10 protein-coding genes are annotated in these 13,174 nt (G+C 48.0%); all 10 read right to left on the minus strand.

Annotation, left to right across the window (positions count from 1 at the left end):
* Positions 1 to 238: 238 nt before the first annotated feature.
* On the minus strand, positions 239 to 454 hold the full coding sequence (locus tag SPB21_RS05780; RefSeq protein WP_036019430.1) for a hypothetical protein: 216 nt from the start codon (positions 452 to 454) through the stop codon (positions 239 to 241).
* Between the two features lie 184 nt (positions 455 to 638).
* Positions 639 to 2,867 carry a hypothetical protein gene (locus SPB21_RS05785; protein ID WP_499865921.1) on the minus strand — a complete coding sequence of 743 codons (2,229 nt, stop codon included), beginning with the start codon at positions 2,865 to 2,867 and terminating at the stop codon, positions 639 to 641.
* A 107-nt stretch (positions 2,868 to 2,974) separates the two neighbouring features.
* Positions 2,975 to 4,234 carry a hypothetical protein gene (locus tag SPB21_RS05790; RefSeq protein WP_499865923.1) on the minus strand — a complete coding sequence of 420 codons (1,260 nt, stop codon included), beginning with the start codon at positions 4,232 to 4,234 and terminating at the stop codon, positions 2,975 to 2,977.
* 90 nt (positions 4,235 to 4,324) lie between these two features.
* The gene (locus SPB21_RS05795; RefSeq protein ID WP_499865925.1) at positions 4,325 to 5,605 is read right to left on the minus strand and encodes a hypothetical protein; all 1,281 of its coding nucleotides are present in this window, start codon (positions 5,603 to 5,605) and stop codon (positions 4,325 to 4,327) included.
* Positions 5,606 to 5,802: 197 nt separating this feature from the next.
* A complete protein-coding gene (locus SPB21_RS05800; RefSeq protein WP_499865927.1) occupies positions 5,803 to 6,567 on the minus strand; it encodes a hypothetical protein in 765 nt (254 codons plus the stop codon).
* Positions 6,557 to 6,889 carry a hypothetical protein gene (locus SPB21_RS05805; protein WP_163697827.1) on the minus strand — a complete coding sequence of 111 codons (333 nt, stop codon included), beginning with the start codon at positions 6,887 to 6,889 and terminating at the stop codon, positions 6,557 to 6,559. Before SPB21_RS05805 ends, SPB21_RS05800 begins: the two co-directional genes overlap by 11 nt.
* On the minus strand, positions 6,879 to 9,254 hold the full coding sequence (locus SPB21_RS05810) for a hypothetical protein (RefSeq protein WP_499865929.1): 2,376 nt from the start codon (positions 9,252 to 9,254) through the stop codon (positions 6,879 to 6,881). The genes SPB21_RS05805 and SPB21_RS05810 overlap by 11 nt, the downstream gene beginning before the upstream one ends.
* A gap of 54 nt (positions 9,255 to 9,308) precedes the next feature.
* The gene (locus tag SPB21_RS05815) at positions 9,309 to 10,340 is read right to left on the minus strand and encodes a hypothetical protein (RefSeq protein WP_163664375.1); all 1,032 of its coding nucleotides are present in this window, start codon (positions 10,338 to 10,340) and stop codon (positions 9,309 to 9,311) included.
* Positions 10,341 to 10,496: 156 nt separating this feature from the next.
* Positions 10,497 to 12,176 (minus strand): hypothetical protein, encoded by a 1,680-nt coding sequence (locus SPB21_RS05820; RefSeq protein ID WP_499865930.1) that lies wholly within the window; start codon positions 12,174 to 12,176, stop codon positions 10,497 to 10,499.
* 123 nt (positions 12,177 to 12,299) lie between these two features.
* Positions 12,300 to 13,127: a hypothetical protein gene (locus tag SPB21_RS05825; RefSeq protein WP_499865932.1), complete on the minus strand. Its 828-nt coding sequence runs from the start codon at positions 13,125 to 13,127 to the stop codon at positions 12,300 to 12,302.
* Between the last annotated feature and the right edge of the window lie 47 nt (positions 13,128 to 13,174).

Here is a 13,174-nt window from a genome sequence, read left to right on the forward strand (position 1 = left end):
AAGGTGTATCGATGCAAAAAACTAGGCCTTTGCATCCTGTGGTTGATTTTGACTTATATGGCTTGCCAGTTATATACAGGGATACTCAATGCACATAACCCAGACTCTACCGCCTCTCAGGCACTATCAGCCATGACAAACGCATACAATAGGATTGTTCACGCAGGCTTTTTGGAAGCCTTTCAATCCGTCTAAAGCTTCCGCGTCCTCAAGGAATAAGAAGATAACAATGTCTACCCTATGTGCGATCGCGTCTGTGTGATATTTTTGGTAACAAATTGACAGGAGAAACAGGAACGGCTTTATCAAAGAGGATTTTCATACCGTTGAGCAACACGGGAGACTTGGATTCATCGGCTGAGTCTAAGTCGGATTCAGTGAGGTCGTCGAGATCGTCTAAGGGATCGATATCCAAAGCTCGACCAAAAGGGTGAGGTGTCTGGGGCATCATCATTACCTGACTAATAGAGGTAGACAGCCAGTAGGCTGAGTTGCGCAGATTAGCACCCCCCCAAGGGGAGAGTAGTCAATTTTTGATACCGACCCTCTGGGTGGCATTCGATCAGACGGGGATGCGCAGGCAAGCTGCCCGCACTGACACAAAAATTCGGATACTCCCACGGAGGCGCTAATCTTGATTACAAGTTGTGATACATACGCTTGTTGAATTTCGCCTCGCTCTTTCTAACCTCAACCACAACTATTGTTTTGTTTGCAGCCACATGCAATCTTGGCTTTAGATGCTTCCCAGCTGTGGTAGCACCTCCCTTCCTTTCGCCATCCCAATCTACACTATCGCCTAATGTCCTGACTCTGCGTGAAGAATCATACAAATCAATGAGATTGTCGCCTGAATCAGTCATCTGTATGTCATCTATCCAGTTGTCAAGATCCTGGTTATCGTTTATCCCAGAATTTCTCAGCTGTTCATTAGTCGGGCCTCCCGGATATAAACTGACTAAGTCAGTTGCATTGCCTCGATCAACATTGTTGGAGATGATTTTTGTAACTTCCTGCTTGACTAAAAACCATGTAGCGAAAGAAAAGCGGACGTCGTCTAATGGCCCTTCTAAATCATCCTTTTCCAAGCCATCTTCGTCCACAGAGAAAGCTCCTTCAAGCTCCTTATTCAACGGGGTCATTAACTCATTACGCCTTGCTGTTTGCGCTGCTAGTGCTCCCAACACAGGTGCAGCGCCTGCAGCTGATGTAGCTGCATCATAGCCATTAACCACAAAGTTAGCAATATCTAAAAGCAATCCTCGCTCAGCTGCATTTAACCCCACTCTGGCAAGGACATCAACGCCACACTTGATGAGCGGTTGAACAAACTCTTTAGAATTGCCACCGTATGCTCGTGCAGCAAAGGCTTGGTATAAAGCATAGGTGAGGAGTCCAGCTACATGATGGCGAGGATCATTGGGTCTTAACAAGTTTTGATAGGTATGCTTCCAGGCATCTACCGTTCGCCAGGCCGCATTATAGAATTTCAAATGTGACTTGCCATGAATCATGGAGCGGATGAAAGCTGGTGCAAGATAAAATTGATCCAAAAACAGATCCACATTACACTGAATAAGCCGCGCTCCAGCTTTCTTCTTCGCTAACCGCAGATTATTAAACATCACTGGATAGCCTGGGTCTTGCTGCCAGGCTAGATTCACCTGGTTTGAAACACCGGGGACAGCAGGGCCACCAGCGTGGTACAAGGTTGTAATTTGTGGGCCTGGTGTGGGTATGGCTGCTGCCCAAGTTCCAGCAGTGTTGCCGTTGGCTGTTGCGAGAACAGTATTGTTAATGTAGTTTTTGAGTTGCCTTAAAAGGCCTCGCTCGTGGAAAGGAGCAGTGACGACTTCTATATGCGGATCGGCTCCACCTTTTCTCTCTTCCAACACGACCTGAATCACAGGTAAACGATCTGCAGCGTTAACCAGAGACAGTCCTTCATCAATTTTTGAAGCGAAGTGGGTTGTGCTGATTACGGGGTCTCCATACGTGTCATGATTCGTAACCCCTTTCACGCCATTTAAATAAAAATCTGCACACTCCAACTCGAAACCAACTCCTTGAGTATGGCTCAGGTATCTTTCTAATTGAGTCTGCCTCTCAAGTAAAATCGGTAGAGCATTTAGGCGTACCATTGCATTGCGGAACTCAAGAGTTTTGCCAGCAACTTTATTAGGGGAGTCTGGATCAACTCGATAGCTAACCTGCGTATATTTCCTGATATTAGGTCGAGTATTTGCGTCGTCGTATTCTATTTTTAGTTGTCCACCGTTAAGAAGGTTCTCCCATTTAAAGCTGACTATAGTACCGTTAGTTTGCTTAATTTTACCGGAGCTACTATCGCCTGGAAGTGACATTATAATTCCATTCTTACCCACTAGCCTTTGAGCAATTTGGGCAGTATCAATCTTGAGAGATTTACCAACAACGTTAGCATCTCCGTACTTGATCTTAGTTGTCTCAATTCTGTATTTGACTAGTGTGCCTTTTTTAATCAGCTTTTCCCTATCACCAGATATATTATCATCTTTGAACTTAACTGTTTTCAGGCCCATAAATTCGCCATTCTTTGGACTTTTGTGCTTGATTGCACCTACACCTTTGTCTGGACTATAACGGCTAATCTCTCCATGACCTGTTTGTAAAGATAGCTGACTAGAAATATTGTCTGATTGGTGGACTTTGAAATGAGATTGTCTCAGTTGAGTTCTTTCTAGCTCTTGTTGCACAGCCAGTAAGCGATTGCCTGAAGTATTCTGTGTGGAAGAACCGCCATTATATGACTGTGAGTCCGCAATTTTTGGGGATGCTTGTTGCTTTGCTTTAGCAACAGTGTTTTCTAAGTCAAAGAGGTCAGTCATGATAATTTTTTCTCGTTTGGATATGGGTACTTGGATTAATTTTGTTAATCAAATTGCTTAGCTCAGCTAGTGTGCAATTGCGGCTAAAAACTTGAAACAGGAAATATTCACTTCGTTTCCTCCGTTTCCCCATTCGAGGTTTCTTCGGGTAGTTCTGAAACAGTTTCCTGTGCTATCCTCGATTGAGATTCTGCGTTCGATGTCGTTTCATCCGGCTCAGGCATTGCCTTATGCATTTCAGGCGTGGTCTTTTGAAGTTCAGGTTCTCGCTCTTCCGTCATCACTCCATACATCTGTGCTAGATCCTCTTCTAACGCGGCCTCATCTAAGGCTAACGACGCACTGACTGACTGAGCACTCGCCCCTTCCTCTAGTTGAGCTGATTGAGCCCTGGATTGGGCTCTTTTCTCGTTGTCTAGCAATTCATCAAACTCATCCATCAGAACTGATTGAGCTGTGGATTGTATGGTCTTCTCCTTGTTTAACAAGTCATCAAATTCATCAAAGCGCTGCTCCAGGGAGATACTGCCTAAATCAAATGAGTTGGCATAACTCATGTTGTGCCCCATGCGATCAAATACATCATGAGGTTTTTGTTCATCGTCAGATGTGTCCTCTTTACTTTTTGCCAGGGGCAATGATGTGGAGTTCATCTGATTGTGAGGCATGTGTTGAGCCATTTGAGAAAATACATCGTGGGGATTATCCGCTGTCTCTCTGATGTCGTCAGGGAGAGCTGATGTAGAATCTGTCGCAGCAGCTGTCGACATCTGTTGCTCATCTGGATTGGCGCTCACCATGCCACCACGGTCTTTGTCATAGGTTTTCTGACCAGTGATAATCGCCTGCAGATCCGCCGCAAAATCGCTATCACTCATTGCCTTGCTTGGCGTTTCTTGCTCTAGTGCCGAATCCAGATCACTAAAATCTAAATCTTCTGCCAATGTCTCCTCATCGAGATCAATGGCAGAAAATGCTTGCCCAACGGGTGTATCCGACTCGTCATCCTCATCCACCTCAAAGGACTCTACTTCAAAAGCTTCGGCCCCATCGTCCTCGTCTAAGCCAAAGGCACTGGCTTCATAACCCTCGTCATAGCCCTCGTCCTCATAGTCATGGGCGGCTGCATAGGGTTCTTGGGCCACATAGGAATCACGCTCGCTGTTGTAGATCAGCTCGATGGGTTCATCCCAGTCAAATGATTGTGCCCTCACCCGTACTCGACGACGACACCGGGCTGCCACGGGGCGTGGTCCTCGTTTGGGCAAGCCTGGTCGGCGTTTACCCCGACGTTTTCTTGGTGGTTTGCCCGGCTTACCTGGAGAGGTATATACTTTTCGTTCTAACTCCAGCAATCGATTTCTCATGGGACCAGTACCTAAGGGCAAGTAAAAAGGGACAAGTAAAAAGTAAAAAGGGCGAGAGGTTGGGATTTAATTAGGTGATTAAGATACTTTTTAGGCAAATGGTGATGTAATTGGTGGAGGTTGTGTGGAACGTTTTCTTTTATGGCGTTTGTGTTTTAGCTGGGCCATATAGTTCACTAGTTGTGGCGGACAGGCCAGCTGATAGGTCAACAGCAACATATTGTTGCGTAATCCTGCTGCCGCATTAGAGGCCGATGTAACAGCAGTCACACTTTTCTCATGGGCCTGCTGAGGGACATCAGAAGAATTCTTAGGAACAGTGATGGACTCATCTGCGATTGGTTGAGAGAATGACGGTGGTGCAACCTCACTAAAGGTATCGTTGGCAGTGACTACTGGCACTACGTCAATCGTAGCTGCCGAAGCTAGGATATCATCCTCAGATAAAGCCTCTTCTGGTGACATAGCCTCACATGGAGACTGATCTTGACCATCAGAGAATATCTCGATTACTTGGATCTCAATCGACGGAACATCCGACTGGGTATCCTGCCCATGGTCAGGAGCACTCCCTGAGTAATTCTCTAATGGCAAATCGCTGACGGGATTTTGCAGACTATCCTCTAATGCTATTGTCTCCCTTGTCATAGGCTGTTGTGTACTCTCTACTTCCATAACATCTTGTTGCACAACACTATTCAATGCTACTGGTGAGGCATCAGCTTCTGTTGTAAGAACCTCGTCAATAGCCCAATTCATTGCAGATGAGCGAGGCTGTTCAACCGGAGTTGTGGGCTCTGAAGTGGCAGTGGAGAGACCTAGTCTTGCCTGGCGGATACTAGTGGCAAGGGACTTATAGCTGGCTAGGGGAGCAGTCGGGTTTGGTTTGGGTGAGCGAGGGGAAGGCTTCGACTGACGCAGTTCGGCTGAGCCCTTGGGCTTAAGTAATTCGGCTGAGCTTACCGTCGAAACCTCAGCCCAAGGGGGAGATGTCAGTAGGGAGTTGAGGGTTTGGCGACGATGTTTTTGGGCAACTGTTGTTGGAGTTGCTTCAAAGGTTTCGACAATGGCTGGGCTAATGGGAGTGGAAATGGTGGGGAGGTCGGATTTTGATGTGTGGGTCTGGGAGGGAGTATAGTAACGCTGACCAAGCTGGGCCGCCAGCTGACGATAGGGACCGGCGGGTTGCTGAGTTTGTGGCTGCCGGGGCGATTGTAACGCTGAGTTAGGAGTGGTCAGCTCTCGATAGTACCGGGGCTGGGGCTGTTTTAAGCGAGACTGGCGCGACGGCCTGACCCGAGGCTGCTGGGGTCGAATGTGTTGCTCCAAGGCTAACAGACGATTGTGGCTAGGTGGCATGTAGGCAGACATGGTGAATTCAAAAGTGAAAATTCAAAGTTCAAAATTTAAGTAACAAGATTTTAATAAGGTCTCTGTTTAAATCCCTCTCCTGGGATCAATAGAGCTTCTCTATCGAGAAGTGTTATCCCAAATAGCAAAATGGGGCTTCCCAAAAGGCGGGGTGGGTTAACCGCTATTGCCACTAACCGATCCCCCAAATTCCATCCCTATGGTGGTTGCACCTGCGATTCTAAATTCATCGTAAATACTGCGTAGGGATCCAACGCCACTTTCAGCTGATTCCCTCCCTGACCTTGCAGATGCTGCTGCTTAACTTTAAGCTTGAGCTGCTTATCACTGGCTGAGAGAATCTCCACCGGCTGATCGTTGATCACCGCTGCCGGAAACTGATCCAACGACTGAGCACTGGCTAGATTGTTACCTTCTAAGGTTAAAACCGTGTCGCCCTGGGATTTAGAGAGACTGGCCTTGGCCACACTGGGGGGCTTTTCCTGACGATGGGCTTTGTTAATTAAGTTGGCTAAGCTACCGTAGTTGAGTTTCTTTTCGGTGACTTTGCCCAGGTCCACATTGCGATCTTGGACTGTTCGACGCAGATCTTCGGTGGATTTAATCCCTAGTTTTTTTAACTCTTTGCGCTCAGTTTCGGGCAGGTCCACCTCATCAATGGAGGTTTCTCCCTGTTGGATCGGTGGCCGAGTGACTTCACGAATTTGGCTATCGCTGATGGACCCCAACTGGAAAGAGATTTTAGAGGCCCCCTTTTCGCCGGGTTTGGCGGTGGTAAAACGCACATTATCGCCATCAAACTCTGGAAACAACTGTAATTCTAGGTTCATGTCTTGCACCATATAGGTCAACCGACGGTTTAACCCTTTGACCGACAGGGTGTCTTGAGCCTTGTCTAACTCAAAGATCAAGGAGTCAAGAAAAGATTCTAAATTCCAGGATTTGTTTCCACTACTGGCCATGGCGCTCCTCCCCGTGATCCTCAACTATGCGCAGCTGCATACGATGAAACACTGGCAAGACTGTTGTTGTCGTCCGCTGGGTGGGAGCCGCCCCCTTGAGGGTGACCTGGCCGGCATCATCCACTGTGACCCGCAACTCGATGGGCATATCCACCTTAATTGCTTCCACCGTTAATACCTGCCCCGTCTCAGAGTTTACCCGCTGTTTTTCGTAGTCCGTCAGGCTATGAACGAGATCGGCAAAGGGCAACAACGGATCCAGCTCCTCAAACTGTTCATGGCCAGTGAGGTCGTCTGGAGAAGAATTTGCATTAGTCATCATCGCTAACTCCGATAAAGTGGGCCTTGGTGGGCATGGGGAAATACACCGGAGCTTCTACTAGCTCGGTGACATGACCGTTTTCGTCAATCTCTGAGGCTTGCTTTAGCAAAATCCGCTGTATCTTTAACTCTGGATAGACCCACAGGGCAACGCTGCTGCCTTTGCGTCCTTTAAATTTGACCTCAGTGCGGGCCAGGGCATTGAACAGACTGATGTTGTCGGTATTAAACAGGGCGTTTAACTGTTCGTCGTCGAGGGGCTCATGGTCAGAGATTTGACCGAGCAGTTCGTTCAAACGCTCGGGGTTGAGCATCATCCCAGCCTTGAGTTTTCCTTCCTGACGGGTGTCGCTGGTCTGTTGAATGCGGGAGAGGGTTTCCATCCGGGCCAGGACAGTGCGATCGCGTTCCAATGTGTAGTAGTACTTACAGTCCAGGGTCAACCTACGCCGTCGACTAGAGAGTTGCCCCTGCCATACCTTGTGCCAGTAAGACCGATAGCGATCCACATCATTGAGGGCAACGGTTTCCGACTGACCTTCAATGCGATTAAAGCAATAGTCTCGCATCAGGGTGATCATCTGGGTCATGCTGGTGCCCATGGGTTTCTTGCGGCGTGGGCTGGGGTTTCGTTGCGATCGCCCCTTCCAGGCCAGCACCACCGTCACTAAATAATCCTCGTTGGGTTCCAGCAGTTCCAGCTGGTCTCGCCTTAAGGTGGGCACCACATCCAACGGCCCACTGGTGAGATCGTCAACTTTGTACTTCTTCTCAAGCAAAATCTCCAGACTCTCTGGATCCTTCACCAGGATCTGGAGAATTCCCTTACGGATCGGGCGGGGTGTTTCTAACTTAAGGGGAAAAGCAATGTCGTGATCCTGATGGTAGAGCACCCGAGAACGCCCGTGGAGCATCAGGGGTGTAACATCCATAAAGTCCAGCCGCACCCGACCCACCCGCCGATAGTCAACAACTTCAGGTGACCAAGCTAGGGCATTGACCACCGCCGCTCCATAGGCCCACTTTTCCATGGCAGTATCGTCTGCATTCGCGATTAATTTCTCAATGTGCTGCTGATCTTGTTTTTTATCTTCCAGACTGACTTTGGCTACCTGGGTGACGCTGTCGGTGACCGCCCCCAACATCTTGGTGGGGGATATGTTTTGCATCATCATCTGCACCGTTTCAGGAGTTAAGACCTGCTGCAATAAAGGCATTAGGGACGTTACCAAACCGCTCATGTTGGCACCTCCCATCAGGGCCGAAGCTCCGCCCGTTGCCCCCGCGCCACCTAATCCTCCTAATAGTGACGGCAGGGCTGCCAAGGCTGGCAGGGCCATTTGATCACTGTAGGGGACGGATGCGGCTGTTGAAAAAGATCGGGCTCGACTCAAGTTAGTAGTGCGATTGGCAGTCCCTGTGGGGAATCGTTGCAGCTGATTTTTCTGCAACTGTTGTTGCGCCAACATCGCTGTATTCACTGCCGAGGAGTTGGGCCGTTGAGAGCCCATTTGCTGGGTTGGAAACATTCCTGCCGCCAGCATTGGATTTTGTTGAGCCCCCATTAGATTAGCTCCTGTCATAGCAGGCATGGTACCTGCCCCTGGCATCATGCCCATCTGGGGCGTACCCGCCATACCGCTCTGATTGAGAAAATTCATCAAGAGCTGCATCATCGCCTGGTTATTCATGGGCTGCTGTCCTGTGAGCCCAGTTTTTGACAGGAGTGACGTGCCTGCATTCATCAGCATTTGCTGATTTTGAGGGTTCTTGAGAAACGTACCTGCCTGTTTCAGGGCGTTCTGAGCCTGGGGACTGGTGACAACAGCCGTAGCTTTTTTTGCCAGGGGGGCAAATTTTTTAAGGCCACCAATGACGGATGATAAGCCTTTGAAGGCCATGGCCGTACTCACCGGAGAGGCTTCTTTATAGGAAAAAGCGACCACCTCAACCGGAGGCTGTTCGATGGTTTGTGATGGCATAGAGTCCTCCAAACTTAGGGAGACAGCGTTGTGGGAATCATCCTGCTCACGTTGCAAACCGAAAGCGGGGATCTGAACAATTTCAGAAAGAGCGGGGCCTTCTAGCTGAGCCGTTCGAAAACTAAAGAGTTGAAGATAACGATGTTTGCGATCAAACTGCTCATTTGGAATTTCCAATGTCTTACGGCCCAAACTTTCCTCTGGCAGCGGCCCCATTAGGGGCGAGATAAAGGTTGGATCTTCTAACTGCTTGAGGCCATTAAAACGACGGATCGCTTCATCGCCAATCTGATATCGGTAATATCGATTGGTAATTCCGATATCAATATCGACGTGGGTATAGTCGTCGTCCGTGTCTTGCCACCTTAAGATTGCCAGAGCCATTGTGCTTACCCGATGTCATTAAAACCAAGAGAGAGTCTAGAAACAAAACATCAGCTACTGCCCCGGCAAATACTGCCCCGGTTGTCCTCCTGGTTGAGCCTGCTTTTGGGGTTTTGGTGCTTCCCCACCATACATCGAGGCAAAGTTGTCTAACTTAAAGTAATCAGATTTAAAAACAAGCTCGACCGAACCGGTAATTTGCGCAGCTAAATCAGTAGTTGCGGTACTCTTGGCAGAAGACACGCTAATCTTGCTGCGCTTGTTCGTGCTGGAACTACGTCTGCCCAAGAACCCAAACAGGCCGCCTCCACGGGTGCCACCAGATTTGGTGGTAGATGAATCGGCAGCCTTGTCAGATTTACTAATCTTTTCAGTTGCTTTAACATCAAAGACAACGGCTGCTTTGACCGTACCGCGTTCGACCACTAATCGAGAAATACCCATCAAAATAGTTTCTCGCAGCAGGGCTCGTTGTTCTTGAGCCAGTGCCAGTTTAGCGTCCATAATTCTGGCTCTAACTTCGTTATCGCCAATATCTAGCTGTTGTCCACTGGCATTACCGAGGGCCGGTTGCCCCTGCTCATCTTCAATAAAACTAAATTGATCGCCCATACTATCTGCCATGTGGGCAAAGGCATCTTCATCACTGACATTTTTGACAAAGCTGCTGAGGGATTTGGTCGCAGATTTTAACAGGCTCTGATATTCCTGCATCTGCGTTACGGTGACGTTTAAGTTCGCGTCAAAAACACCCGTGAGCAAGTCTTCGACAAATTGAGGAAAATCGACATCACTGATAAAGTCAGCAGCCATCTCTCCCGTTTCTGGGCCAATTCGCTCATTGAGATGGCGTTTGTCATCGATTTGATCACTGGCAGCCAAGCCCGTTGACAATCCTTTTTGAGTTGCTAATTGACCACCGTCTTCATCAGCCAATTCTTTACACTGAGCCATGACTACGTCCTTATACATGGCCGCCTGTTCATTGCGATCCATATTCCGGAATGATTGGGATTGGGACAGTAGCGATCGCGCCCGCGCCCGCGCTTCTGTCTGAATATTTTCGTCATACATCAATTGTGACATGGCACTTTAGCCTCTCTACGCCAAATAGAACTGTTAAATGGACCCCGTTTGACTCATAACGAGTAACCTGTAACTTGTTTCTGTCCTTGTTACTTATTACTTGTTACTTGTTATTCGTTATTCGTTACTTGTCACTCGTCACTCGTTACTCGTTACCTAATTCCAATCATCAAAATCGTCATCCTCATCCATGTCGATATCGTCGTCCATATCGTCATCGTCCTGCCCAAAGGAGTCATCGTCCTCTTCCATGGCAGCCTGGGCAATAATCCAAGCCTCTGCCGAAGAGAGGAAATTCTGGAAAATACTGTCTTGAACTGAACCTTCGTTAAAGTTGGCAATCCACTGAAAAACCTTGTTGCCCTCCACTGCAGCGGTACGAATGGGAGCACTGGAGACCATAATTCCCAAATCTTCTTTGGCAATCTGCTCAATCACCGTCCAAATACTCTGACGGCGACCACCGTAGGAGATCACCACATCCTCAGACTTGATGATATCTAGCGCCTCTTGCAAGTGGGCATAGTCTTCAGTTACCTGTAGGTGAGACATCCCAGTCATGTTTTCACTCAGGTTGTACTGTAGGTTCTTTGTTGCCTGGTAAATGGGGGCTCGGGAAACCCAACCATCTGCTGAGTAGCTGCCCTCTGCCTTACGAATGTACTCAGCCACCTCAGACATCAGCTGGTGCCATAGCCGAGGAAAATCTTCATTGGGAACCATATTCGAGAGCAGGCGACCGGCACCTCGATTCAGGACTCGGCGGTAGAGCATGGCTCGCTCTTGAGGTGTGGAGCGTTCGCTACGGAGTTTGTGGTAACGGTAAAGTGCAGCAGCTGTCGTCCCCTCAGGTACATCCAGCATGCCGCTAGCCCAGCGTAATACCAGTGCATTGGCCACATCAAACACATGCATGCGTTCCCCAATACAGTAGATGTAGTCCAGCGCGCCCGCCGCCAAAATATTGTCCGAGCTTACCCCTTGTTCTTCGATACTCTCAAAGGTGTCGACAGAGAAATCCCAAGTAGTCTCTCCACCTTTAACCCGTGCAGCATCAATGGGGTCTTCAGCAACCGTACTGGTTTTGAGGGCCTCATTGTAGGCCATCAGGAAGTACTGATCGTAGCCGCCAGCCGTAAAGGTGTCATCATCAATCTCAATACCCAGCTTGACCAAATAATCGGTCATTCCCTGCTGAAGCGAGGCCGTAAAGGAATAGGGAGAGATTGGATTGTCGTCTCTTTCAGCAAACTGGGCTACATAGTAAGGAATATTCCCTTCAGTGTAAAGAGTGGAAAGCAGGTCGGTAACGGCAGGCTCCACCTGGCCAATGGTGATGGGCAGCCCCTGGGACAGCGTGAGGTCGTCTAATTGTTCCCAACGCTTATCAGTGGACTTTAGCCGAATGCGCCTATCGTTGAGCACCAGGGTAAGCATCTGGGCTAGGAAATAGCGCTTGGGAATATTGTTTACATTTCGCAGTACCGAGCTATATAACCCTTCAAGATCATCATCTGATACGCTCTCGTCTTCGCGGGCAGCCTTAATCAAGGTGGCATAAATGATTGGTCTGGAAAGTAATAATTTTGGAATATTGTCTAATCCAGAGCCATTTAGCTTTTCAGTCAGGGTATTAACTCTACTTAACAAACCCTCGCTGGTTATGTAATCTCTAGGATCGTCATCTCCTGCCTGATTGATGAAATAGGTTTCTGTATTACTTAAGGCTGTTTCAGCATAGGAATCTAAGGTGACGCTTGGTGGATTGATTTGTAGTACCAACTCAGCAGTGTATTCCGTGTAGGTGGTAGAACCGTTAGCGTAGGTAAGAACCATGGTAATTTCCCGCAATAAATCAATAAAAAACTGATAAAGTCAGAAATTTCAATTTCTCAAGGCAAAAACTGTCATCAAATAAACCTTAGTGCTTCAAACTCTAAGCCTACTAACGCCTGTAGCCTAGCCGACGAGTAAGTCTGAGAGACCAAACTGTTGTTGAACAACCAGCCAATTATCCACTTCACTCAGAGCTAGATCGGTGCTTTCCCCATCAGTAGGACTCTCCCCCTCAGCACTCTCAATCCCAAATAGGTCACTTAGGGTGTCCCAATTATCATATGCAGCCGCTGCTGTAGCTGCTAAGGCTGCTGCCTCTAATACTTTCGCTTCCAGACCACTTAAAACGTCAGTAACCTGTTCTTGAATGGCACTTTTTAGTGTAGCTGTGGCTACTTCTAAAGGATCATTGTTGGTGGCTGGGCTTTTAGTAGGCTGCGAAATATACAGCAAGGCTACTTCTTTTATTTTTGGAATATTTGCAGGCACAGACTTTATGAAATTACCACTCTCAACTATCTCACCTGAATCTTCATTAAAGCTTGAGATACTTTCTTCTAGTGTTGTTTGTATTGTCTGAGCGTTACTTAGTAATGTTTGAGCCTCTGTTGCTGCGGTTGAACCTGGATCGAAAGAGGCTGCTGACTCGGCTGACTCTTGTATTTCTGTAATAAAACTACTTGCTGATGACGATGCTAGACTCAACGTCTCTCCTACCCTCGCAAGCTCTGCCAGGGCAGCTGATGCTACTGTAACTGGAAGATAAACACCGTTATATACCTCAATATCTGGAAGATAGTCTTTGAGAGCCTCAATCACATTGAGCAGAGCATATGCAGTATTTTCCAGCTTTGCAGTGTAGTTGTCTGTTTCAAGAGAAGCCTTATCGGCTTGAATTTCTTCCGGAGTTGCGTAAACAACTAGATTAAGGTCGACCGTTGTTGTTGACATTAAATTATTCTCCGATGAAGTGGGCTTGAGGATAGTTACCAGTGATC

The sequence above is a fragment of the Leptothoe sp. ISB3NOV94-8A genome, assembly GCF_043421595.1.
GTDB classification, from domain to species: domain Bacteria; phylum Cyanobacteriota; class Cyanobacteriia; order Phormidesmidales; family Phormidesmidaceae; genus Leptothoe; species Leptothoe turfae.